General features: G+C 63.9%; 18 protein-coding genes and 1 tRNA gene. 8 read left to right on the top strand and 11 right to left on the bottom strand.

Going from position 1 to position 23609, the window contains the following annotated elements; translation table 11 throughout:
• Window positions 1-2: 2 nt before the first annotated feature.
• Window positions 3-3275, top strand: a complete 3273-nt coding sequence (locus tag J2X53_RS05690; RefSeq protein ID WP_349036510.1) for an efflux RND transporter permease subunit — start codon at window positions 3-5, stop codon at window positions 3273-3275.
• Window positions 3276-3404: 129 nt separating this feature from the next.
• The gene (gene purU / locus J2X53_RS05695; RefSeq protein ID WP_349036511.1) at window positions 3405-4289 is read left to right on the top strand and encodes a formyltetrahydrofolate deformylase; all 885 of its coding nucleotides are present in this window, start codon (window positions 3405-3407) and stop codon (window positions 4287-4289) included.
• Between the two features lie 3 nt (window positions 4290-4292).
• Here the strand turns inward: purU and J2X53_RS05700 are convergent, their stop codons facing one another.
• The 3 genes from J2X53_RS05700 to ubiG all read right to left on the bottom strand — a co-directional run bounded on the left by J2X53_RS05700 (window position 4293) and on the right by ubiG (window position 8198).
• Window positions 4293-5600 carry an HlyD family type I secretion periplasmic adaptor subunit gene (locus J2X53_RS05700; protein WP_349036512.1) on the bottom strand — a complete coding sequence of 436 codons (1308 nt, stop codon included), beginning with the start codon at window positions 5598-5600 and terminating at the stop codon, window positions 4293-4295.
• A complete protein-coding gene (locus J2X53_RS05705) occupies window positions 5597-7348 on the bottom strand; it encodes a type I secretion system permease/ATPase (protein ID WP_349036513.1) in 1752 nt (583 codons plus the stop codon). The genes J2X53_RS05700 and J2X53_RS05705 overlap by 4 nt, the downstream gene beginning before the upstream one ends.
• Window positions 7349-7457: 109 nt before the next feature.
• Window positions 7458-8198 carry a bifunctional 2-polyprenyl-6-hydroxyphenol methylase/3-demethylubiquinol 3-O-methyltransferase UbiG gene (ubiG, locus tag J2X53_RS05710; protein ID WP_349036514.1) on the bottom strand — a complete coding sequence of 247 codons (741 nt, stop codon included), beginning with the start codon at window positions 8196-8198 and terminating at the stop codon, window positions 7458-7460.
• 60 nt (window positions 8199-8258) lie between these two features.
• On the opposite strand from ubiG, the gene pip reads away from it, so the two are divergent.
• Both pip and J2X53_RS05720 read left to right on the top strand, forming a co-directional pair.
• Entirely contained in the window at window positions 8259-9227 is a 969-nt protein-coding gene (gene pip, locus J2X53_RS05715) for a prolyl aminopeptidase (RefSeq protein WP_349036515.1), read from the top strand.
• On the top strand, window positions 9227-10201 hold the full coding sequence (locus tag J2X53_RS05720; protein WP_349036516.1) for a LysR family transcriptional regulator: 975 nt from the start codon (window positions 9227-9229) through the stop codon (window positions 10199-10201). Before pip ends, J2X53_RS05720 begins: the two co-directional genes overlap by 1 nt.
• Before the next feature lie 68 nt (window positions 10202-10269).
• Here the strand turns inward: J2X53_RS05720 and J2X53_RS05725 are convergent, their stop codons facing one another.
• From J2X53_RS05725 to hisD, 3 genes are all read right to left on the bottom strand, one after another.
• On the bottom strand, window positions 10270-10944 hold the full coding sequence (locus tag J2X53_RS05725) for an amino acid racemase (protein WP_349036517.1): 675 nt from the start codon (window positions 10942-10944) through the stop codon (window positions 10270-10272).
• The gene (locus tag J2X53_RS05730) at window positions 10941-11942 is read right to left on the bottom strand and encodes a D-cysteine desulfhydrase (protein ID WP_349036518.1); all 1002 of its coding nucleotides are present in this window, start codon (window positions 11940-11942) and stop codon (window positions 10941-10943) included. Before J2X53_RS05730 ends, J2X53_RS05725 begins: the two co-directional genes overlap by 4 nt.
• Window positions 11943-12018: 76 nt before the next feature.
• Window positions 12019-13305 carry a histidinol dehydrogenase gene (hisD, locus tag J2X53_RS05735; RefSeq protein WP_349036519.1) on the bottom strand — a complete coding sequence of 429 codons (1287 nt, stop codon included), beginning with the start codon at window positions 13303-13305 and terminating at the stop codon, window positions 12019-12021.
• 277 nt (window positions 13306-13582) lie between these two features.
• Here hisD and J2X53_RS05740 point away from each other — a divergent pair, with 277 nt between their 5' ends.
• Entirely contained in the window at window positions 13583-15919 is a 2337-nt protein-coding gene (locus tag J2X53_RS05740; RefSeq protein ID WP_349036520.1) for a DEAD/DEAH box helicase, read from the top strand.
• 55 nt (window positions 15920-15974) lie between these two features.
• Here J2X53_RS05740 and J2X53_RS05745 read toward each other — a convergent pair whose 3' ends face one another.
• From J2X53_RS05745 to J2X53_RS05755, 3 genes are all read right to left on the bottom strand, one after another.
• A complete protein-coding gene (locus J2X53_RS05745) occupies window positions 15975-16745 on the bottom strand; it encodes a 3'(2'),5'-bisphosphate nucleotidase CysQ (protein ID WP_349036521.1) in 771 nt (256 codons plus the stop codon).
• Window positions 16732-18072 (bottom strand): TldD/PmbA family protein, encoded by a 1341-nt coding sequence (locus J2X53_RS05750; protein ID WP_349036522.1) that lies wholly within the window; start codon window positions 18070-18072, stop codon window positions 16732-16734. The genes J2X53_RS05745 and J2X53_RS05750 overlap by 14 nt, the downstream gene beginning before the upstream one ends.
• 113 nt (window positions 18073-18185) lie before the next feature.
• A complete protein-coding gene (locus J2X53_RS05755; protein WP_349036523.1) occupies window positions 18186-19682 on the bottom strand; it encodes a DUF2125 domain-containing protein in 1497 nt (498 codons plus the stop codon).
• Window positions 19683-19805: 123 nt separating this feature from the next.
• Between J2X53_RS05755 and J2X53_RS05760 the strand changes: the two genes are divergently transcribed.
• Together J2X53_RS05760 and J2X53_RS05765 are read left to right on the top strand one after the other, a co-directional pair.
• Window positions 19806-20552 carry an SDR family oxidoreductase gene (locus J2X53_RS05760; RefSeq protein WP_349036524.1) on the top strand — a complete coding sequence of 249 codons (747 nt, stop codon included), beginning with the start codon at window positions 19806-19808 and terminating at the stop codon, window positions 20550-20552.
• Window positions 20549-21169: an enoyl-CoA hydratase/isomerase family protein gene (locus J2X53_RS05765; RefSeq protein ID WP_349036525.1), complete on the top strand. Its 621-nt coding sequence runs from the start codon at window positions 20549-20551 to the stop codon at window positions 21167-21169. The genes J2X53_RS05760 and J2X53_RS05765 overlap by 4 nt, the downstream gene beginning before the upstream one ends.
• Here the strand turns inward: J2X53_RS05765 and J2X53_RS05770 are convergent.
• Window positions 21166-22122, bottom strand: a complete 957-nt coding sequence (locus tag J2X53_RS05770) for a LacI family DNA-binding transcriptional regulator (protein WP_349036849.1) — start codon at window positions 22120-22122, stop codon at window positions 21166-21168. The two genes, J2X53_RS05765 and J2X53_RS05770, sit on opposite strands and share 4 nt — an antisense overlap.
• Window positions 22123-22475: 353 nt before the next feature.
• Between J2X53_RS05770 and J2X53_RS05775 the strand changes: the two genes are divergently transcribed.
• Window positions 22476-22552, top strand: a tRNA-Arg gene (locus tag J2X53_RS05775).
• A 274-nt stretch (window positions 22553-22826) separates the two neighbouring features.
• Here J2X53_RS05775 and J2X53_RS05780 read toward each other — a convergent pair.
• Window positions 22827-23594 carry a DeoR/GlpR family DNA-binding transcription regulator gene (locus J2X53_RS05780; RefSeq protein ID WP_349036526.1) on the bottom strand — a complete coding sequence of 256 codons (768 nt, stop codon included), beginning with the start codon at window positions 23592-23594 and terminating at the stop codon, window positions 22827-22829.
• Between the last annotated feature and the right edge of the window lie 15 nt (window positions 23595-23609).

Genomic DNA, 23609 nt, shown 5'->3' on the forward strand with positions numbered 1-23609 from the left:
CCATGAACTTTTCCTCCTGGTCCATCAAGAACCCGATTGCCCCGATCCTGGCGTTTTTCATGCTGATGGTGCTGGGCTGGAACAGCTTTAACACCCTGCCCATCACCCGGTTTCCCAACATCGACGTACCACTCGTCGGCATCACGGTCGTGCAGCCCGGCGCGGCCCCGGCCGAGCTGGAAAGTCAGGTGACCAAGGAAATCGAAGATGCCGTGGCGGGCGTCAACGGGGTTAAGAACGTCACCTCTACGGTGAATGATGGCATCTCGACCAGCGTTGTCGAATTCCGCATGGAAGTGCCGACCGAAAAGGCTGTGCAGGATACCAAAGACGCCATTGACCAGATCCGCGGCGATCTGCCCGCGTCGATCGAAGCGCCGATTGTCAGCCGGATCGACGTTGAAGGTCAGGCGATCATGACCTTTGCCGTGACCGCGCCCGACAAGACGCTGGAGGAGTTGTCGTGGTTTGTCGATGACGTGGTGACCCGTGGCCTGCAGGGCCGCCCCGGCATTGGCCGCGTTTCACGCTTTGGTGGGGCTGACCGCGAAATCCGGGTCGAGCTTGACCCGGTGCGGCTCGACAGCTTTGGCATCAGCGCCGCGTCGGTGAACCAGCAGTTGCGGGCCACCAATGCCAACCTTGGCTCCGGCCGGTCAGAACTCGGCTCTGGCGAACAGGCGATCCGCACGCTGGGCGATGCCGCCACGGTGGAGCGTCTGGCAGAGACCACCATTGCGCTGCCATCGGGTCGCAAGGTGCGGCTGGCCGATCTGGGCGAGGTGATCGACAGTTATGAAGAGTTGCGCAGCTTTTCCAGCCTGAACGGTGACCGCGTTGTCAGCTTTGCCGTCTACCGCGCCAGCGGTGCGTCAGAGGTGTCGGTGGCAGAAACCGTCAATGCACAGCTGGAGGTGATCCGGGCCGCACATCCCGATGTCGGCATCGAACTGGTCGATGAGACCGTGTTTTACACCTATGGCAACTACGAATCCGCTCTGCACACCCTGATCGAGGGCGCGATCCTGGCGGTTCTGGTCGTGCTGGCGTTCCTGAAAAACTGGCGCGCGACGATGATTGCTGCCGTAGCCCTGCCGCTTTCCGCCGTACCGACCTTTTTCATCATGGATCTGCTGGGGTTTTCGCTCAACCTCGTGTCGTTCCTCGCCCTGACGCTTGCGACGGGCATCCTCGTCGATGATGCCATCGTCGAGATAGAAAACATCGCCCGACACATCCGCATGGGCAAGACCCCATTCCGCGCCGCAATCGAGGCCGCGGATGAGATTGGTCTGGCGGTGATTGCCACCACCTTTACCATCGTGGCGGTGTTTGTGCCGGTGTCGTTCATGCCCGGCATTCCCGGCCAGTATTTCCGCCAGTTCGGCATGACCGTCGCCATCGCCGTCATGTTCTCGCTGATCGTCGCGCGTCTGATCACACCGATGATGGCCGCATACCTCATGCGCGACAAAGACGGGCATGAGGACAGCCATAACGATGGCTGGATCATGACCGGCTATCTGCGCCTGATCCGCACCTCGCTGCGCTTTCGCTATGTCACGCTGCTGTCTGCCATCGGGGTTCTGGCAGTATCGGTCTATTACATGATCCAGATCCCCGGCTCGTTCCTGCCACCCGAAGATGTCAGCCGCATTGCTGTCTCGGTCGAACTGCCCCCCGGAACCACGCTGGAAGAAACCGAGCGCACGACCAGGGCGATTTATGCCGCGATTGAAGATGTGGATTGGGTGGACAATGTCTTCATCCTGGGCGGGTCATCGCCGACCGGCGAGCGTGATATCCGCCGCGCCTCTGTCACCATTCTGCTGACCCGGCTCGACCATTCGTTGCTGCTCAAGCTGTCGCAGATCGGGCGCTCAATTCCGGTTGTCGGCGGGCTGGTGCCCGAAGTTGCAAACAAGGGCCGCACCATTCCGCAGAACGTCATCGAAGAAGCGGTGTTCCAGCGTCTGGCATCTGTGCCCGATATGCGGGCGTTCAAGCTCAACGACCGGGGCCAGCGCGACATTTCCTTTTCCGTCCTGTCCTCGAATGAGGCAGACCTGAACCTTGCCGTCAGCCGGCTGGAAGCCGCGCTGTCAGGTGATCCGCTGCTGGCAAACGTCGCCTCCGAAGGGGCGCTGCCCCGGCCCGAAATCCAGATCACCCCGCGCATGGACGAGGCGGCACGTCTGGGCATCACCACCGCGCAGATTGCCGAAGTGGTCCGGGTGGCCACCATCGGCGATGTTGACGCGGCGCTGGCCAAACTGTCGATTGATAACCGGCTGGTTCCGGTCCGGGTGCGGCTGAACTCTGCCGCGCGCGAAGATCTGGCCCGCATTTCAGCGCTGAAACTGACCACGGCCACAGGCTCTGTTGTGCCCCTCGCCGCTGTCGCTGATGTGGCGATTGCCGAAGGCCCCTCTACCGTCAACCGACTGAACCGAGAACGGCGCGCGACCCTTGGTGCCAACCTGCCCGTCGGCGTGGCGCTGGGCACCGCGACCGCACGTTTCAACGACATCGTGGCAACGGTTGAACTGCCCCCCGGTGTGCGGGTGCAAGAAGCGGGCGATGCCGAGGTGCAGAATGAAATGGTGGCCAGCTTTGGCAACGCCATGCTGCTGGGTCTGATGCTGGTGCTGACCGTTCTGATCCTGCTGTTCAAATCGGTAATTCAGCCCTTTACCATCCTGTTCTCGTTGCCGCTGGCTATCGGGGGCGTTGCCGCGGCGCTGATCCTGACCGGATCGGCGGTGTCGATGCCGGTGCTGATCGGCATTCTGATGCTGATGGGGATCGTCACCAAAAACGCCATCCTGCTGATCGACTTCGCCATCGAGATGCGCGCCCAAGGCATGGAGCGGGTCGCCGCCGTGATGGAGGCCGGGCACAAACGCGCCCGCCCCATCGTCATGACCTCGATTGCCATGTCGGCGGGCATGTTGCCTTCGGCGCTGGGCGTGGGCGAGGGCGGGTCGTTCCGCGCGCCGATGGCGACGGCAGTGATCGGCGGCATCATTGTCTCCACCGTGCTGTCGCTGGTGGTAGTGCCGGCGTTCTATCTGATCATGGATGACCTCAGCCGTATGCTGGCCCGCCTGTTCAGCCGTATGGTCGGCCCGAAAGAGGCGGATGCCGAGGCTCCGGCCGCCGAAGTGCTGGCCGAACGCATCGCGCTGCTGGACGCAGAGCAGCGCGCCTTGCGCGACAGGCTGGATGCGATCACCGGGCCGCGTGCCGTTACCCCTCTGGCGGCGGCAGAGTAATCCGTCTGCCCGGCGCGCAAAAGACGCGAATGGATCATTCTTGTTCGCAGGAGGTCATTCGGGTGTAAGGGCGGCTGACTATCATCCGCCCCGTAGACCTTGGCCCCGCACCCATTGAAAGAATGCCACATGACCAGCTTTGCGCTTCGCGTCCAATGCCCCTCCACCCGTGGGATCGTCGCGGCTATCTCGACCTTTCTGGCCGACCAGTCCTGCAACATCACCGACAGCTCGCAGTTTGACGACACCGGCACCGGCAACTTCTTCATGCGCGTCAGCTTCCGGTCCGAGGGTGGCAAGATGCTGGACGATCTGCGGAGCGGTTTTGACCCGATTGCCAAGCAATTCGGGATGCAGGCCGAGTTCTTTGACGAGTTGGTGAAACGCCGCGTCATCATCATGGTCAGCCGCTTTGGCCACTGCCTCAACGATCTGCTGTATCGTTCGCGTATCGGCGCATTGCCGGTCGAGATTGCCGCCGTGATCTCGAACCATATGGATTACCAGAAGGTCGTGGTGAATCAGGATATTCCCTACTACTGCATCAAGGTCACGCCGCAGAACAAGGCGCAGGCCGAGGCCGAGCAGATGCGGGTTGTCGAAGACACCGGGGCCGAACTGATCGTGCTGGCGCGCTACATGCAGGTGCTGTCCGATGAGATGTGCCGCAAAATGTCTGGCCGGATCATCAACATCCACCATTCTTTCCTGCCCAGCTTCAAAGGCGCGAACCCCTATAAGCAAGCCTTTGAAAAGGGTGTGAAACTGATCGGTGCCACCTCGCATTACGTCACCGGCGATCTGGACGAAGGCCCGATCATCGAGCAGGACATCATCCGCGTGACCCATGCGCAATCGAATGAAGATTACGTCTCTTTGGGCCGCGATGTCGAGGCACAGGTGCTGTCGCGCGCGATCCATGCCCATGTGCATGGCCGTGTCTTTATCAACGGCAACAAGACTGTGGTCTTCCCCGCCTCGCCCGGTTCCTATGCGTCAGAGCGGATGGGCTGACCCTCAGCTTTCGCGGAACGCATGGGTGAAATAGTCGGTGAATGGCTTGACCAGATAGGCCATCGGCGTGCGTGCCTCGGTCTGGATAAAGGTTTCCACTGGCATGCCCGGCAGCAGGGTCTGGCCCAGCCGTTCCGCCTCTGCCGGGGTGATCGAGATTTCGGCGCGGTAATAGGGCACATTGGTGGTGGGGTCAGTCAGGGAATCGGCTGAGACGATGGTTATAAACCCGCCCAGCTCTGGCGTCGTGCGGGCGGAAAAGGCCGGAAACATCAGCTTGACCGGCTGCCCAACGTAAACCTCATCAATATGAATAGGGGCGATCTGCGCCGCGATCACCAGCGGGCGATCCTGCGGGATGATATAGGCCACCGGATCAGCCGGGCGCAGAACCGCGCGCGGGGTGGTGACCTGCAGCCCCAGCACGGTGCCCGACACCGGCGCGCGGATATCCAGCCGCGCCACCTGTTCCGACAGGGCGCGCTGGCGCTGGATCAGCTCCAGTTCGGCGGTGCCGATGTCGCGCAATTGCGTATTGGCCTCTTCGCGGCGCTGCGACGACAAGCCCAGAATTTCCAGCTCGATCTCGGTGATCCGGCCTTCGGCCTGCGCGCGGGTGGCCGCCAGTTCGCCGACCTGACCGGCCAGCCGCGCCGCCTCCCGTTGCAGGGCCAGCACGCGCGGGGCTTGCGCCAGACCTTTGGCCAGCAGCGCCTGCTGATCCGCCAGTTCCTGCCCGATCAGATCCAGCTGATCCGACAGGGCAACGGATTGTGCGTCGATGCCGTCGATCTGCGACGCGGTTTGCGCCTTGCGCTTTTCCAGCTGCTCAACGGTGCCCGCCAGCGTTTCGCGCCGGGCCACGAACAGCCGGCGCTGCCCTTCAATCTGGTCGGCTGCGTCCGGGCTGACCTTTGCCCGCAGGCCAAGCGCCTCGGGCAAAGCCATGGCAGTTGCATCATCGCGCTCCGCCTCCAGCCGGGCGCGGCGGGCCTGCACCTCGGACAGTTGGCCGTCAATGATGGTCAGTTCGGATTTCACCAGCGTACCATCCAGCCGCAGCAGAATATCCCCCGCCATCACCGCCGCGCCTTCGCTGACCAGAATTTCGGCGACGACGCCGCCGTCAGGGTGTTGCACCACCTGACGGTTCTGCTCCACCTCTACCCGACCGGGGGCGACGATTGCGCCCGAGATCGTCGTCGTCACCGACCACAGCCCCAGGCCCCCCACCAGTGCCAGCAGCGTCAGCCCGCCGTTCCAGAGCGCGGCCTTGGCGCTGAAAGCGGGCGGCAGGTTCTGGTCGGTCATGACATCCCTCCGGGCCCTTTGCTGCGGACCAGCTCGGTGTGGTTCTTGACCATGCCGCGCAACACCTCATCCCGCGCGCCAAAGGCCCGGCGCTGGCCATCTTCCAGCACCAGCAGCAGGTCGCATTCCTGTATTGCGGCGGGGCGATGCGCGATCACGATCACCGACCCGCCCGCCGCCTTGACCTGACGGATCGCCGTGTTCAGAGCCACCGACCCGTCATTGTCGAGGTTGGAGTTGGGTTCATCCAGCACCAGCACCACTGGATTGCCATACAGCGCGCGCGCCAGCCCCACCCGTTGCACCTGCCCGCCCGACAGCTGCCCGCCGATGGACGACAATGGCGTGTCGTAGCCCTTTGCCAGTTTCAGAATCATGTCATGCGCCGCCGCCGCTTTTGCCGCCGCAACCACCATGGTTGCGTCAGGCTGCGGTGTCAGTCGCGCGATATTTTCGGCCACGGTCGCATCAAACAGCGACACGCTTTGCGGCAGATAGCCAAAGTAGCTGCCCAGCACATCCGGGTCATATTGCCCAAGCTCCGCGCCATCCAGCCGGATTTTTCCCGCCGTGGGCCGCACCGCCCCCACGATGGCCCGGCCCAGAGTCGACTTTCCCGCGCCTGACGGCCCGATGATTCCCAGCGCCTGCCCCGGCTCCAGCCGGAAGCTGATGCCGCGCAGAATCGGGGCCGGATTGCCCGGCAGCATCAGCGACAGCGCCTCTGCCTCCAGCGCGGCGCGGGGGCGCGGGAGGGCGGTGCGTCGTGGCTCTGGCGGCTGCACTGACAGCAGGCGCAGCAGGTTTTCCCGCCCCTCGCGCGCGCGGGTCAGCACGGCCCATTGACCAATCGCCTGTTCGATCGGGGCCAGCGCGCGTCCCATCACGATTGACGCTGCAATCATCGCCCCGGCGGTCAGCTGATCCTGCAACACCAGCCAGGCCCCCAGCCCAAGGATCGCCGATTGCAGCAGCATGCGCAGCGCACGGGTTGCGCTGGTGAACCGCCCACCCAGATCGGCGCTAGCCAACCCGCTGGCCAAGGCGTCCTGCCGCGCAACTGACCAGCGGTGAAAGGCCGACCTGATCATGCCCAACGCGCGCAGCAGTTCTGCATCGGCCTTTAGCCGGTCGGCCATCCGCTCTGCCGCGACGGTTGCAGCGCCGGCATGCAAGACCGGAGTCTTGCTGAACCGCTGATTGGCCAGAGCCAACACCACCAGAACCGCGCCACCGCCCAGCGCCAGCCAGCCCAGCAACGGATGAAAGATAAAGATCGCCACCAGAAACAGCGGTGTCCACGGCATGTCCATCACCGCGGCCGCGATGGGAGAGGTCCAGAACCGTTGCATCGCCTCCAGATCGCGCTGGGCAGAGGCGGCCAGCGGATCGCCCGGTGCGGCACTGGCGCGAGCCAGCGCCGCCTCAAACACCCGCCGGTCCAGCCGCGCCTGTAACCGCACCCCGACCCGGGCCAGCAGCCGTGCGCGCGCATGATCGAGCAGACCCATCGCCAGAAACAGAAACAGCACCAGAATCGATAGCGCCACGAGCGTCGCTTCTGACCGGCTGCCCAGCACCCTGTCATAGACCTGCAGCATGTAGAGCGGCCCGGTCAGCATCAGCAGGTTGGCGAACACACTGAACAATACCGCCGCCAGCAACAGACCGCGCGTTTCGCCCCGCGCCTGCGCCAGTTCGGCCCTGCCGCGGGCAGTCTGATCGGCGCTGGCGGGCACAGATGACATTTGTTTCACACCCTGTCTGAACCGGACCAAGTATTCGCCCCGGTCCTCTGTTTGCACGGGAATTGTAAAGATCGTCCGAATGCCGTTGGCCTGTGTGGCCTTCGTGTCTTCATCGCTTCAGGCTGGCCGTCACGTAGTTCACGCTCAGATCACGTGACGACAGGCTCCATGACCAGGAGACCGGGTTGAACACCATGCCCTTGCGGTCCACCGGGTCGAGTCCCGCCTTGCGGATCAGGTCAAACAGCTCATCCGGTGTGATGAACTTTTTCCAGTCGTGGGTGCCCTTTGGCAGCCAGCGCATCACATGTTCAGCCCCGACAATAGCCATCAGGAAAGATTTCGGATTCCGGTTCAGGGTCGAGCAGATCATCAGCCCCCCCGGCACCAGCAGCTGCTGACAGGCGGTCAGATAGGCCAGCGGGTCCGACACATGCTCCACCACCTCCATGTTCAGCACCACGTCGAACTGCTCGCCCGCAGCCGCCATGTCTTCGGCGGTGGTGTGGCGGTAGTCGATGGTCAGCCCGGATTGCGCCGCATGCACCTGCGCCACCGGAATGTTGCGGGGTGCGGCATCCGCGCCCACCACCTCTGCCCCCAGCCGTGCCATCGGCTCGGCCAGAAGCCCGCCACCGCAGCCAATATCCAGCAGCCGCAACCCTTTGAATGGCAACGGTTTCGTCAGATCCCGGTCAAACTCTGCCGCGATCTGGCCGGTGATGTAATCCAGCCGGCACGGGTTGAGCATATGCAGCGGTTTGAACTTTCCGTTCGGATCCCACCACTCTGCCGCCATCGCCTCGAATTTCGCCACCTCTGCCGGATCGACGGTTGTCTGGCTTTCCATTACACTTCCCTTCCGAATGCCCTTTGGACGCGGGCTGCTTACACGTTATATAGGGCCATGATGGATCAGAGATCAGGCCAAAAGCGCGCAGTCGAATACCTTTACCCGCCGGTTGACCCGTTCGACCAGCGGGTGATCGACATGGGCGATGGTCACAAGGTGTATGTAGAGCAATGCGGCAGGCCGGATGGCATCCCGGTTCTGGTGCTGCACGGTGGGCCGGGCGGTGGGTGTTCGCCTGCGATGCGGCGGTATTTCGACCCTTCGGTGTACCGTGTCGTGCTGTTTGACCAGCGCGGCTGCGGGCGGTCCCGCCCCCATGCCAGCGTGTCAGACAACACCACCTGGCATCTGGTGCGCGATATCGAGACGATCCGGCAGACGCTGGGCATTGGGCAGTTCATCCTGTTCGGCGGCAGCTGGGGCGCGACGCTGGCGCTGATCTACGCCATCAGCCACCCCGCGCGTGTGGTGCATCTGGTGTTGCGCGGCGTCTTTTTGATGACGCAGGCCGAGCTTGACTGGTTCTATGGCGGCGGTGCCGGCGCGTTTTTCCCCGAGCTTTGGGCGCGGTTTGTCGCGCCGATTCCGCCCGATGAGCGCAGGAACATGATCTCGGCCTACCATCGCCGCCTGTTTTCCGGCAATATGATGGAAGAAATCCGCTTTGGCCGCGTCTGGGCCAATTGGGAAAACGCGCTTGCCTCGGTGCACCACGACGGCCCGATGGGGGAAAGTGCCGGCGAATATGCCCGCGCCTTTTCCCGGCTTGAAAACCACTACTTCCACAATGGCGGATTTCTGGAACAGGACGGCTGGATCCTTCGCGAAAAGCACCGGATCACGCATCTTCCCGCCCATATCATTCAGGGCCGCTATGACATGATCTGCCCCCCCACCTCGGCGTGGAAGCTGGCAGAGGGGTGGGATCGCTGCCAGCTGAACATGATTCCGCTGGCGGGACATGCGTTGTCAGAGCCGGGCATCTCTGCCGGGCTGGTCCGCGTGATGGACAGTCTGCGCCCCTGATGGCAGACGATACAAAGACCACGCCGGAACTTACCCTGCGCGGCTTGCGGGTCTTTGTCGCGCTGGAAGAGGCCGGATCGGTCATTGGCGCGGCGACGCGTATCGGCGGCTCGCCCTCCGGCGTCAGCCAGCACATTACAGCACTGGAAGCGGCAGTTGGCGCGCGGCTGTTCGACCGCAAGGCCAAGCCGGTCACCCTGACCCCCGCCGGTCAGGTGCTGCGCCGCCACGCGCACAAACTGCTGGCCGCCTTGTCAGAGGCGCAGGCAGATCTGGCCGAGATCAGTCTGGCCAGCCTGCCGCAACTGAACCTTGCCATCATCGACGATCTGGATGCCTCGCTGACGCCGGTGCTGGTCTCGGCCCTGCAATCGCGGATGTCGCGCTGCTTTGTTCATGCGTTTTCCGGCCGTTCCGATCATGTGATCGACCGCCTGATGGCGCGCGAGGCGGATATCGGCGTCTCTGCCATGGTGCCGCCCGATACCTCGGCCTTTCGCGTGCTGCCGATTTTGCGTGAGCCCTTTGTGCTGGTGGCGGGCAAAGGGTCGGTGCGCGGCGATGTGCGGGCCGCGCTGGAGCGTCTGCCGTTTGTGCAATACTCGGAAACTCTGCCCATCGGCCAGCGCATTGCGCGCCATCTGGCCCGGGTGCGGATGAACCCCGACCGCCGCTTTGCGCTGGAGGCGACGCGGTCGGTGCTGGCCATGGTGGTGCAGACCGGCGGCTGGACGATCACCACCCCGCTGAACCTGATGGACGCCGAGCGGTTTCTGCCCGATCTGGAGGTGATGCCGCTGCCCTTTGCCGGGGATGTGCGCCGGGTGCATCTGATCGCGCGGGTCGATGAGCTGGGCCGGCTGCCCGAAGAGCTGGCCCGCGATTGCCGCGCGCTGATCCGCACCCGTCTGGTGCCACGGTTTGACGCGATTGCGCCAACACTGGCGGGGGCAATCGAAGTGGCAGAGGACTGACCCGTCGCGCCGCCCCCCACCCCATCCCTCCCCCACAGAGGGGGGAGGGAGGCGCGTCTTCTGACAGGTCAGTCTGGCGTGTGGCCTTGGGCAAAGGCCGCGATTGCAGTCACCAGACAATCAAGGCTGTCAGTAAAAGGCTGCGCGATTGCGCCGGTCAGCAGGGACAATTCGGTACAGGCGACCAGCAGATGATCGCTTTGGCGCGCCATCTGGTCTGCAAGTTGCGCCATCTGGGTCATGGCATCTGGCCCGCTGCCCCCGGCCTTTACCCGTTGGATCAGAGCCAGAACGGGCGCATCATCTTGCGGCCAGACAGGCTCTGTTCCGGCAGATTTCATCGCTTCATCAAAGACTCCCGTTAACCGGACGGCCGGGGATGCCAGCATTCCCACACGTCCTGGCGGTAGCGTAGCCACGGTTGCGGTGCGCATGTCGAGAAACGGCAAAGAAGATGCAGCGATGATCTGCGGCACAAAGCCATGCGCTGTGTTGCAGGGCATCGCCAGCGCCTTGGCACCTGCCGCCTGCAGGTCCCGCGCCATCGCCGCAAGCACCGGGCCGGGATCTTCACCCTGTCCTTCGATCAGCCGTGCAATCCGGCTGGGCACGGCGGGGTTCTGATGCACGATCAGCGGAATGTGATCAGCATCATTGCGGGCCGGCACCGCGCGCAACAGTCTTTGCATCAGCAGTATCGTTGCCTCTGGTCCCATGCCGCCAAGGATGCCGACGGTTCTCATGCGTGCGGCAGCAGGTGGGTATAGCCGGTCAGACCAATGGCCCCGCCGGTGTGCAGAAACACCACCCGCTCGCCTTTTTTGAAATGGCCTTTGCGGATCAGGTCGATCAACCCGGCAGCACCCTTGCCCGAATAGACCGGATCCAGAAGGATGGCTTCTTGCCGCGCGAAAAGGTCGATGGCTTCCAGCGTGCTGTCGGCGGGGATGCCATAGCCCTGCCCGATATAGTCGCAATTCGCCACCACATCGTCACGCGCCACCACACCCGGCGTGCCCAGCTTTTCCTCGACCGCCTGCGCCAGCCGGAACACGTTGGCCTCCTGCACATCCTTTGGCGCGCGCACGCCGATGCCCAGCAGCGGCAATTGCGCGTTCAGTGCCTTCAGCCCCACGATCAGCCCGGCATGGGTGCCTGCCGATCCGGTGGCGGTGACCATATGATCAAAGCTGATCCCCCGATCCACCATCTGCCCCAGCAGTTCCAGCGCGCAGTTGACATAACCCAGCGCCCCGGTCGCGTTCGACCCGCCGCCCGGAATGGCATAGGGCCGCCGGCCTTTGCCGCGAAAGCTCTCTGTGACCGCCAAAAGCTCGGCATTCATGTCCAGCCCCGGCCCGCGATGCTCGATTGTCGCGCCGTGCAGCACGTCGAGCAGAACATTGCCGTTCAGCCGGTAGTTCGGTTCATTATACCCCGTGCGGTCCTCCAGCAGGATATGGCAGTCCAACCCCAGCTTTGCCGCCGCCGCCGCCGTCTGCCGCGCGTGGTTCGACTGCGTCGCCCCTTGGGTCAGCACCATATCAGCCCCCTGCTCCAGCGCCTCGGCCATCAGGAATTCCAGCTTGCGGGTCTTGTTGCCCCCCGTTGACAGCCCGGTGCAGTCGTCACGCTTGATCCACAGCTCGGGCCCGTCGAGCAGGGCGGACAGGCGGGGCATCGGTTCCAGTGGTGTGGGAAGATGGGCAAGACGGATGCGGGGAAAGCGGGAGAGATGCATGACAGGATCTTTCTTTGGTTAAACGACCGGGGCTCTGCCCCGGACCCCGGAGTATTTTAGCCAAGATGAAAGCGGATCAGGGGTGCGCTGCGTATTTTTCCAGCCGCAAGTCAGCGGTGCGGGCATGACCCTCCATGCCCTCAAAACGGCTGATGTTGGCGGTGACGGAAGCCAGACGCGGCAGAGCCTCGGCGGTGACGCGCTGCCAGGTGACGGTTTTGAGAAACTTGTGGACCGACAGGCCACCTGTATAGCGCGCGGCGCCCGAGGTTGGCAGCACATGGTTGGTGCCCGCCGCCTTGTCGCCAAAGGCCACGGTGGATTCGGCCCCCAGAAACAGCGAGCCGTAAGCCGTCAGGCGACGCTTCCACCAGTCCAGATCGGCGGCCTGTACATGCAGATGTTCGGGCGCGATGCGGTCGGCCTCTGCGGCCATCGCCTCACGGTCAGGGCACAGGATAATCTCGCCCAGCCCCTGCCAGGCTGCTTCGGCGGCGGCGCGATTGGGCTGCGGCAACTCGGCCGCGCAGAGCGGCGCGAGCCGCGCCACCTCCGACGCCAGCGCGGCACAGTCGGTCACCAGCCAGACCGGCGAATTTGCGCCATGCTCGGCCTGCCCGATCAGATCCCAGGCCACGGTCAGCGGATCTGCCGTTGCATCGGCGATCACGAGTGTGTCGGTCGGTCCCGCCACCATATCAATGCCGACACGACCATAGAGCAGCCGCTTGGCCTCGGCGACATAGGGGTTGCCCGGCCCGACAAGGATATCGGCGCGGGGCAGGCCGAACAGGCCGAACGCCATTGCGGCGATTCCCTGAATGCCACCCAGCGCCAGAATCCGGTCGGCCCCGCAATGGTGCAGGGTGTAGAGGATCGCATCCGGGATGCCACCCGCTGCCCCGGCGCGCGGCGGTGAGACGGCGGCGATGTGCGGCACCCCCGCAACGCGTGCGGTGGTCACGGTCATCATCGCACTGGCGATATGGCTGTAGCGCCCGCCCGGAATATAGCAGCCCGCCGCCTGCACCGGGATCAGCCGCTGCCCGGCGGTCAGGCCGGGGCGCAGCTCTACCTCGGTTTCGGTGATGCTGTCGCGCTGGGCCTGTGCAAAGCGGGCAATGTTCTCATGCGCATACGCGATGTCGTCTTTCAGCCCTTGCGGCACGCGGGCGCAGGCCTCGGCGATGGCCTGATCGGACAAGATGATGTCGCCGGTATAGCCATCCAGATCACGCGCCATCCGCCGGGCTGTGGTCTCGCCGCCCGCTTCCAGATCGCAGAGCATGGCGCTGACACTGGCCGACAGGTCTGCGGCCTGCGTGCTCTCAACGGTGCCCTTTTTGAAATGTGTTCCGCTCATGTCAGCCCCTGATCTTTGGGGCGACTGTCAGGCCCTTTGACCGCTTCTGACAACGCCCAAATCCCGGCTTCAGAGAAATGGATCGCGGCGTTCCAGCGCCTGAAACCCGCAGCTTTGTCAGTTTCGCTATACATCCGGGCAAGTTTGCGCTATTGGCGCTGATGTCGGCCCGAGGATTCCGGGGGCACGTCGGGCGAGGAGGCCCGCGGCCAAAAGGGAAAGAAGGCGCCGCACAGGGCTTCACGGATGCAATGGCATCCTCCTTTTGGAAAAGAATATGATCGATATGAACGTGGCCGCGCCGCTGGCGCAGGCTTTGGAAGCCAAGGGCTATGAAGCCCTTACGGCAGTGCAAATGGCTGTTCTGGCCGATGGCGTCGAGGGTCGTGACCTGCTGGTTTCGGCACAGACCGGTTCGGGCAAGACCGTGGCCTTTGGTCTGGCGATTGCGCCGGAGATTCTCGCAGGCTCTGACCGCCTGCTCTATGCCGACAAGCCGATTGCACTGGTTGTTGCGCCGACGCGTGAACTGGCTTTGCAGGTCAAGCGCGAGCTGGACTGGCTCTATGGCGTTGCAGGCGCGCAGATTGCGTCTTGCGTCGGTGGCATGGATTACCGCACCGAAAAGCGCGTGCTGGATCGCGGCGCGCATATTGTTGTCGGCACACCCGGCCGTCTGCGTGACCATATCGAGCGCGGGTCGCTGGACCTGTCGTTCTGCCGCGCCACCGTGCTGGATGAAGCCGACGAGATGCTGGATCTGGGCTTTGCCGAGGATCTGGAGTTCATTCTGGGCGCTGCGCCCGAAGACCGTCGCACCCTGATGTTTTCGGCGACGGTGCCGAAAGAGATCGAAACGCTGGCCCGCACCTTCCAGCGCGATGCCATGCGGATCATCGCCAAGGGCGAAACCAAGCAGCATGCCGATATCGAATATCGCGCCATGTCGGTTGCCTCGCGCGACCGCGAGCATGCGATTTTCAACACGCTGCGCTATTATGATGCGCCGACCGCCATTGTGTTCTGCAAGACGCGGATGAACGTGACCCATCTGATGGCGCGCATGACCAATCGGGGCTTTCAGGCTGTGGCACTGTCGGGCGAGCTGAGCCAGCAGGAACGCACCCATGCGCTGCAATCGCTGCGCGATGGCCGGGCGCGGGTCTGTATTGCGACCGATGTGGCCGCGCGTGGGATCGACCTTCCGGGTCTGGAACTGGTGATCCATGCCGATCTGCCGTCGAACTCTGATACGCTGCTTCACCGCTCTGGCCGGACCGGTCGCGCCGGTGCCAAAGGCGTGTCGGCGCTGATCGTGCCTCCAGCCGAGGCGAAAAAGGCTCAGCGTCTGCTGGCCGGTGCCAAGGTTGTGGCCCAATGGGTCAAGGCCCCGAGCGCCGAAGAAGTGCAGGCCAAGGATGACCAGCGCATTCTGGAACACCCGACCCTGACCGAAGCTGTCGGCGACGAAGCCGCCATGGTCGGCACCCTGATCGAACGTTTTGGTGCAGAACAGACCACAGCCGCCTTTATCCGCCTGTGGCGCGAAGGCCGGTCCGCGCCGGAAGTGCTGTCCGACAGCCTGCCGCCGCCGCCCGCATCCGCCCCGCGTGAGCGCAGCGAATTTGGCCCGTCGGTCTGGTTCACCCTGACCGTCGGCCATTCCGGTCGGGCGGAAGCCCGCTGGATCCTGCCGAAGATCTGCGATGGGGCCGGTATCTCCAAGGACGGAATCGGCGCGATCCGGGTCAAGGAAGATGTAACTTACGTTCAGATCGCCGAACCGCTGGCTGGCCGCTTTGGTCCGCAGCTGGAGCTGGAAGCCGGCCTGATCATGTCGCGTATGGAAGGCGAGCCGAGCCTTGACCGCCCGGAACGTGCGCCGCGCGCCGAGCGTGAAGATCGCCCGGCCTATAAGCCAAAGCCGTCGCGTGTGGTCGAGGATGAGGCCATCGTCGCCGCTCCGGCTCCGGCCCGCAAGCCATACGTCAAGCGCGACGATGCCGAGCGCAAGCCTTATACCCCGCGTGAGGACAAGCCCTATGCCCCGCGCGCCGCTGCCGAACGCACACCTTATGCTCCGCGTGAAGGCGCTGCGGAACGCAAGCCTTATGCAAAGCGTGACGATGCCGAGCGCAAACCTTATGCCCCGCGTGAAGGTGCAGAACGCAAGCCTTACGCCAAGCGCGAAGACGGCGACCGCAAGCCCTATGCTCCGCGCGAGGGTGCAGCAGAACGCAAACCCTATGCCAAGCGCGAAGATGGCCCGGCGGGTGGTGCAAAGTTCAAATCGGCAGGCTTCAAGTCCTTTGGTGGCAGCGCCGACAAACCGGCCCGCGCCGCAGGGTTCAAAAGCCATGCGTCCGAAGGCACCGGCTATAAGCCAAAGGCCGAGGGCGACCGGGCTGAAAAGCGCACCTATGCCCCCAAGGGTGATGATGCGCGGCCCTATGCCAAGCGTGATGGCAAACCAGCAGGCAAAGCCGCAGGTTTCAAGGCTGGCGGTGACAGCAAAAAGCCGTTTGCCCGCAAGTCTGACGCTCCGGCCCGCCCGCGCGCTGATGCCAAGGACACGTCCAAGCGCTTTGTGCCGCCAAAAGGCGCAAAACGCTGATCCTGTGAAACGCTGAGACGACAAAAGGGGAAAGCTGCGGCTTTCCCCTTTTTCGTTACAGCCGCGCCATAATGGCCTGATGCAGGGCCGGGTTCGTTGCAATCACCCCGGCTGTCATCGCGCCGGGTGAGTTGAACCGCAGCGCAGCGCCGGTCCGGTCTGTCACCCGCGCTCCGGCACATTCGCAAATCAGGCTGCCTGCCGCGATGTCCCATTCCCAGGTGTCGCGAAAGGTGATCATCCCGTCATAGCGCCCCTCTGCCGCCAGACAGAGCCGATAGGCCAGCGAGGTGCGAAAGCTGCGCTTCAGCTGTGGCACGCCGCCCGGCCAATGCGACGGTTCCATATTGGCCTTGGTCGCCAGCAGGTTTGATCCGACAAGATCGCCCCGCGCGCCGGCCCTGATCACCGTGCCGTTGCACCGCGCTGGTTCGCCGATTGTGCCGGTATAGAGCCTGTTTTTGGCAGGCATCATCACTGCCCCGGCCACCACCCGCCCGGCTTCGGCCACTGCCAGCGAGACGGCGAAATTGTCTTCTCCCGCCACAAAGGCCCGTGTTCCGTCGATCGGGTCCAGAATGAACACCCGCCCCGCCGCCAGCCGGTCTGCCGAGTCCGGCGTTTCCTCCGACAGCCAGCCATAGTCGGGTCGTGCCGCCAGCAGCGTGGCTTTCAGCATGTCATTGACGGCCAGATCCGCCTCGGTCACCGGGCCATGATCGCCGCCCTTGTCCCAGACCTGCGGGTTTTGCCGCCAGAACCGCATGGCAATATCGCCCGCAGCGCGGGCGGCACCCGCCAACAGCTCCAGATCACGCCCCGGCAAGGGTCATCCCATCAATCAGCAGCGACGGCACCCGCGTCGACAGATGCGCCCGTGCATCATTTGCCGGGACGATCCGCAGCAGCATGTCACGCAGATTGCCGGCAATCGTGCATTCGTTGACAGGGTACTGGATCACGCCATTCTCGACCCAGAACCCCGCCGCGCCGCGCGAATAATCGCCCGTGGTCGCGCTGATGGTCGACCCGATCATCGAGGTCACCAACAGCCCCGTGCCCATCTGCGCGATCAGATCGTCGCGGCTGACCGTCCCCGGCGTCAGGTCAATATTGCTGGTCGAGGGCGATGGCGGTGACGACGCCCCGCGCGCCGCATTGGCGGTCGAGGGCATGCCCAGCTTGCGCCCGGTCGCCAGATCCAGCGTCCAGCCGGTCAGCACCCCGTTTTCCACGATCACCCGCCGTTGCGTTGGCAGGCCCTCGCCGTCAAACGGGCGGCTGGCCCCGATCCGCACCCGGTGCGGATCCTCAACCACCGACAGCTGCGCGGGCAGCACCTGCTGGCCCAAAGCATCGCGCAGCCAGGATGCCCCCCGCGCAATCGCCGCGCCGTTGGTGGCCGACAGCAGATGCCCGATCAGGCTCGACGCCACCCGTTCGTCAAACAGCACCGGATAAGTGCCGGTCTTTGGCCGCACCGCGCCCGCGCGCTGCAAGGCGCGTTCGCTGGCCAGTCGGCCAATGCCGTCCGCATCGGGCATGTCTGACGCAAAGATCCGCCCCTCGGCGGCCCAATCCCGCTCCATCGCGGTGCCGGTGCCGGTAAAGGCCACCGCTGACAGCGAATGCGAGGTGCGCCCGTAGCCGCCCGAAAACCCGTTCGACGCCGCCAGATGCATCGCCCGACGCCCGTAGCTGGCCGAAGCCTCGACCTGCGTGATCCCGGCCCGGTCCATCGCCGCCGCCTCCACCGCGCGCGCTGCCGCCTCCAGCTCTGCCGCGCCCGGCTCTGCCGCCGGATCAGCCAGTTCCAGTGCTGCCAGATCCCAGTCGCGCGCGATCTGCTCCGGCTCTGCCAGCCCGGCATAGGGATCAGACGGAGCCTCACGTGCCATGGCCACCGCGCGTTCGGCCAGCGCGGCAATCGTTGCGTCTGACACATCCGACGCCGAGACACAGGCCTGTCGCCCGCCGATCAGCACCCGCAGCCCGATTTCAATGCCTTCTGACCGCTCTGCCTGTTCCAGCTTGCCTGCACGGATGTCGATCGACAGCGAGGTGCCGTCCATCGCCAGCGCATCGGCCTGATCCGCCCCTGCACGGCGGGCGGCAGACAAAAGGGCTTCGGTCAGGCGCGAAAGATCGGTCATGCGGGAATTCCTTGCTCTGTGCTCTGGCCGAGGTAGTCCGTCAGGCATCTGCCTGCAAGTCACCACCTGCAAACCAAAGGGCGGCCCCGGTTCGGGGCCAGCCGCAATGGCGCTTACTTCAACCGCTGGCCATTGGCAAAAAACCCTTTGTCCCGAAACTCCAGCGACGAGTTCAGCACATCCGGCCCGTCGCCCGGTTTGGCAAACATAGCGATCATCATCCGGGCGCCCATCGCCTGATCCTGCGGGATCACCCCCATCGTGACCAGCTTGTCGAGCAACCCGTTGCCGCCCCGGATCACCAAATCAATCTTGCCGGTCGGCGCAGGCACGCCGTCAAATGTGGTGGTGTCGCTGTTGTCAAAGGTCATCGCTCCGGTGCCAGTCAGTTCGGCCCCGGCGAATTTTACGGTCAGATCGGTCAGATCCAGCGCATGAATCTCTCCTGGCGCCGCCTCACCCAGCGCGGCCATCGCCTGTTCGTCCAACAGATCCGAGGTCAGGCGGACCTTGCCCTTGGTGTCGATGATGACCGTCGCCGGTTCGCGCGGCAGGGCGACAGTCGGGTCAAACATGGCCCAGATCTCATCCGATATGGCCAGATCGACGATCCGTGTCAGAAAGGTGAAATCGGTCGGCTGTTCGGTCGCCACCAGCGGCATCAGAAAATCAAATGACGCCTCTCCATAGCTCAGCTTCACTTCGGGAAAGGGAATATCGGCACCCGTCACCACCAGCGACACGCCGGTGCCACCCGCGCCATACTGCAACGCGTCTTCTGCCATGCGGGCCCGGAAATGGCCGCTCTGGTTCGAGGCAACAATTTTGGTTGGTTTGCCCTGAGTCAGGGCATCAATGGTAAAATCACCCTGACCATAGCTGAAATCGACATCGGCGCTGAACCCGTCCCGCAGCGCCTGCGCCATGTTTTCCATCGCGTCAATGCCCAGGAAATTCCCGTCCGACGCCAGCTTCAGCGCTGCCAGAGTGCCGGTCACCGTTGCCCCATCGGTCGGCGTGCCGCCGGTCATGGCAAAGTCTACGCTGTCGATCGTCAGGGCACTTTGCAGAACGCTTGCCGCAGACTGCGTATCCAGCGTGTAGATGCCCGCCAGACCCGTCAATGTGGTATCCACATCGGCCAGCGCCTTGTCATCTTCGCGGATCTGCATGTCCACCACGACCGAGGGCGCGCTATAGGTGTATTCGGTGCGCGTCGCGCTGCCGCCTGCAGTCAGGCTGACGCCGGGTTGCTTCAGCTCCAGCGCGATCTGCTGGGTTTTGCCATCATCACCGGGCATCGTCATGTCGATGCTGTAGGTGTCGGTCATCGTCACCTCGACGGTGCCATCGCCCAGATCGCGGAACCGCAGTTCGTCAATGCCACCGTCAATCCGGGCGCCGTCCTGATCCATGCCGATTTTCATGCCGGACACGACCAGCGTATCGCCATTGCGCACCACCTGATCGGCGGTGATGGCCTGACCATAGCTGGCACCCATTTTCTGCCAGCCTTGCCACACCTCTTCGGGCGTTACCTGCGCCATCGCGGGCGCAGACCAGAGGCCCACAAGAATCGCGGCCGACGCTGACCAAATTGGCTGTTGCATGATGCACCTTTCGGAAAATCGCTGTTTGGGTGGTATCCTCCCGCCCCCACGCGGGCAGGTCAAGGCTTTCCGAAAGCTGGCCGGTACTGCAAACTGGCACTGACAGACAAAAGGAGACCGGCCATGAGTGAAAAGACCGTCATCATCACGGGTGCCAGCCGGGGAATCGGGGCCGCAGCCGCACGCGAATTTGCGGCCGCAGGCTGGCGCGTGGCGCTTTTGGCCCGATCAGAGCGCGAGATTTCTGCCCTGTCCGAGCAGATCGGTGCGGCTGCCATGGCGCTGCCCTGTGATGTGGCCGACCAGGGTGCAATGCAAGCCGCCGTTCAGACCGTGCTGTCGCGTTGGGGGCGGCTGGATGCGCTGATCAACAATGCAGGCATGATCGACCCGATTGCGCGGCTGGAAGACGCCGATGCCGACAGCTGGGGCCAGTCGGTCGATGTCAATCTCAAGGGCGTGTTCCACGGCATGCGGGCTGCAATCCCGGTGATGAAGGCCGCAGGCGGCGGCACCATCATCACCATCAGTTCGGGCGCGGCCAGTAACCCTTATGAAGGGTGGAGCGCCTATTGTGCCGCCAAGGCCGGTGCAGCGATGCTGACCCGCGCCGCTCATCTGGAGGAGGGGGGCAACGGTTTGCGCATCATGGGCCTGTCGCCGGGAACGGTCGCCACAGAAATGCAGATCAGGATAAAGGCCAGCGGGATCAACCCCGTTTCGGCGCTTGATCCCGCCGTTCACATCCCCGCTGAATGGCCCGCCAAATGCCTGCTCTGGATGTGCGGTCCGGGCGGTGACCCCTGGCTGGGTGAAGAAGTGAAGCTGCGCGACGAAAGCATCCGCCGCGCGATAGGAGTGATTGAATGATCAATGTCGAACTCGAAGGCCGCCTGCTGACCCTGACCCTCAACCGTCCGGACAAGGCCAATTCCCTCACCCGGCTGATGCTGGAAGAGATGGATGCCGCCCTGGCCCATGCCGAACTCAAAGGCGTGCGCGCCGTGATCCTGACCGGGGCCGGGAATGTGTTTTCTGCCGGGGCCGATCTGGATGACGCCCGCGCCGGCCTTGCGATAGATCCGGTCTGGGAACGGCTGTCGGCTCGGGTGGCCGGTCTGCCCTGCCTGACCATTGCCGCGCTTAACGGCACGCTGGCCGGGGGCGCGATGGGCATGGTGCTGGCCTGTGATGTTCGGCTGGCTGTGCCCGCAGCCAAGTTATTTTATCCGGTGATGAAGCTGGGCTTTCTGCCGCAACCCACAGACCCGCGCCGCATGACGGCCCTGATCGGCCCGGCCCGCACAAAGATGATCCTGATGGGCGGCGCCCGTATTGATGCCGCCGAGGCGTTGAGCTGGGGGTTGGTTGATCGACTCACCCCACCCGAAAATCTGCTGCACGAAGCGCAGAGCCTTGCCGCAGACTCGATGGCGGCCAGCGCCGACCATGTGGCGGCGATCAAACGGCTCGTGCCGCCGGCTTAGGTTTTGCGGATCGTATCGCCCGGCTGCAGGGTCGGCGTCAGCTCGATGATCTCGCCGCCGACAATCCCGTCGGGCCGCTTGCCCGCGATGATCTCGGCGGCCAGCCGCCCGATATCGAGACGGCAGGCATCCATCGTCGCCAACCGTCTGGGCAGACCGTCGAGCAGCTCCACGCCGTTAAACCCTGCCAGGCCCACGCGCCCCGGCACATCAATGCCCTGATCCAGACAATACAGCAAACCGCCCGCGCCAATCATGTCATTGGAATAATACAGAAAATCCACATCCGGGCTGCGTTTGAGCACGGCTTCGGTCATCTCGCGCCCCTTGAGCAACGCCGATCCGCCCGAATAAAATTCCCGGTCTGCCAGTTGCAGCCCTTCACGTCCCAGGGCCTCCTCGAAACCGGCAAGCCGCTTTTTGGCGCGATGATCATTTGGCATCTGGGTGCCCAGAAACGCGATCCGCCGATATCCGGCCGCCACAATCGCCTCGGCCATCTGTCGCCCGGCGCGGCGATGCGAAATCCCCACGGCGGAATCCACCGGTGTGCCGTCAATATCCATGATCTCGACCACCGGCACCCCGGCCTGCGCCAGCATCGCCTGACTGGCCTCACTATGCTCCAGCCCGGCCAGAATAAGCCCGGACGGCCGCCAGCTGAGCATCTCGTAGATCACCGATTCTTCCCGCTCCGGCAGGTAGTTCGTCACCCCCACCACAGGCTGCAAGCCGGTATCCTCCAGCACATCGGAAATACCGGTCATCACCTCGGGGAAAACCATATTCGACAAGGACGGAATGATCACCCCGACCAGATTGACCCGCTGGCTCGCCAGAGCCCCCGCAATCTTGTTGGGCACATAGCCCAGTCGTCGTGCCGCCTCCAGCACCCGCTCGCGCGTGCTGTCTGACACATCGCCCCGGTTGCGCAATACACGACTGACGGTCATTTCACTGACGCCCGACGCTTCAGAGACATCGCGCAGGGTCAGGGTGCGGCGGGGATCGGGGACAACGGGCTTTGCCAATGGATACGGCCTTCTGCGGCGAATGCCTTTTCTTGTTAGCGCCAAACACAGCACTTGTCCAAGCCCGATTCGATTGCTATGTTAACGCTAACAGGCCCCTTGATGGCCAATGGTATCCTGCGCGTCCTGCAAGCTCTCAACCCAGACGCGACGGACCCGGAGGGGGAGTGGTGGGCCAAAACTCACTCCCCCTTTTTCTTTCCCCCGCGCAAACACCAGCTGCACCAAGTCCCTGCTTGAATCCACCAGCATTTTTCCGCATGAAGAACAAGCGTGGTCCCGTGGCTCAACTGGATAGAGCAGCCCCCTCCTAAGGGGCAGGTTACAGGTTCAAGTCCTGTCGGGATCACCAGAAAGTCTCATGTCTTGCATCCGGATATGAAAGACGAGTTCTGTCATCAAGGTCTGTATTGTGCGAAACGTTGGCTCAGGCTTGGCTCCCGGTTTTCCGTCTGACACCTGCACAATAAAGCACGCAACATCCGGATCAGAGTTCGCGCAACGCAGCGCCTGTCCACTCTGGATGTGTTCAGACAGGGGCTGAGGTCTTGCCGGTAGGCCGGACACGGACACACGTCGGCGACCGGTAAGGGCGGCGAGCGGCTGGTTCCCGCGCAGGCGCCCGTTCAGGCGCGCACCAACCGGCGACCGGCCAGACGCATCTCTTGCCCCACCTCTTCGGGCAGATCGCCGCTGCAGACCACAGTGTCTGCGGCCCACAGTCGCCCATGGGCATGCGGCGCTGCCCGCCCGATCTTTGATCCGTCCGCCACAAGAATGCGGTGGCGTGCGCAGTCAGAAATGGCACGGCGGGCGCGCACCTCTTCCATGTTGAAATCCAGCAGGTCGCCGGCAGGGCCGATCCCGCCCACGCTGAACACCGCAAAATCGGCGCGGACGCGGGCGAAAAACTCAACACTTTCCGATCCGATGAAATCCAGATCGCGCAACCGCACCGCCCCGCCGGCCAGCGACACCGCGATCCGGGGTGCCAGATGCAGGGCCAGCACGGCATGGATGCTGTTGGTGAATACCGTCAGCCCTTCGTGCCGCGCCAGTGCGCGGGCCACCGCTTCTACTGTGGTGCCGGTGCCCAGCGCCACACTGGCGCCGGGCGGGATGATATCGGCCACCGCTGCGCCGATGCGAGCCTTTTCGTCGCGCGACAGGGCCTGGCGGGGCTGATAACCGATGTTGTCGCCCGGCGTCAGCAGATGGGCCGCACCGTGACGGCGGCGGATTGTCCCCGCTTCGTCCAGCAGGCGCAGATCGGTGCGGACGGTCTGCACCGTGACGCCCAACAGCTCTGCCAGCGCCGCCGCCGACAGGCTGGCATGGCTGGCCAGCAGGCTCAGAATACGGTCGTGCCGTCGGGCTACGTCGGTGTGTTTCATTTTCTTCCGAAAATT

Source organism: Pseudotabrizicola sp. 4114, from assembly GCF_031457365.1.
In the GTDB taxonomy this organism is placed as follows: domain Bacteria; phylum Pseudomonadota; class Alphaproteobacteria; order Rhodobacterales; family Rhodobacteraceae; genus Pseudotabrizicola.